A 591-nucleotide genomic window follows, 5' to 3' on the forward strand; every position below is an offset into this window, starting at 1 on the left:
AAATAAAGAACTTCCAACAAAACGAACAACGTGATAAAATCGTACACGTCCTTCTTGTAAACATTCCTATCTTCTTTTTTTCGTCATGTGGAATTTTTTCATTACTACAAAAATCTTCGGTGTCACAAAACACAGCTTTTCTGTAATCTTTTACCTTCCCACAAATCTTTAATCACCACAAACCAAAGCATTCTTATAAACACAAGCCTTTCTATAATCACCAGTATCCCTAAAAACTTCACTCTATTGAGCATTCAAAATTTGGCTAAAACCACTACATTAGTATAAACATATGCCTCTCCACTCATACTCAAATGACAATCAAGCTCTCTCCTCTCATAAACATGCAAATTCTTGGCCCCTAGAGGACCCTATAGCGCATTGTCATAAATAAAAAATATCATCGTAAACAGACTTCATTATAAACCATCGCATCATCAAAAGAACATCCAACCTCATAGGAGCATTGGTCGCATGTATCACATTCTAGCAAACGACGACCTTCGTGCTCCAAATTATTTTTATGTTCTATAAAAACACCAAAATCATTTTTTTGATATTTCCAAAGTTTTTTAACGCACACATACGACA

Annotated in this window: 1 protein-coding gene; it reads right to left on the reverse strand. The window is 34.3% G+C overall.

Annotated features, from left to right (window positions below; translation table 11 throughout):
* Nucleotides 1-400: 400 nt before the first annotated feature.
* Nucleotides 401-591: hypothetical protein (locus ACFINC_RS11510; RefSeq protein WP_375617287.1), on the reverse strand; the 191-nt coding region annotated here is incomplete at its 5' end.

It is taken from the genome of Bartonella sp. AP58NXGY (assembly GCF_042195785.1).
Lineage (GTDB): Bacteria > Pseudomonadota > Alphaproteobacteria > Rhizobiales > Rhizobiaceae > Bartonella.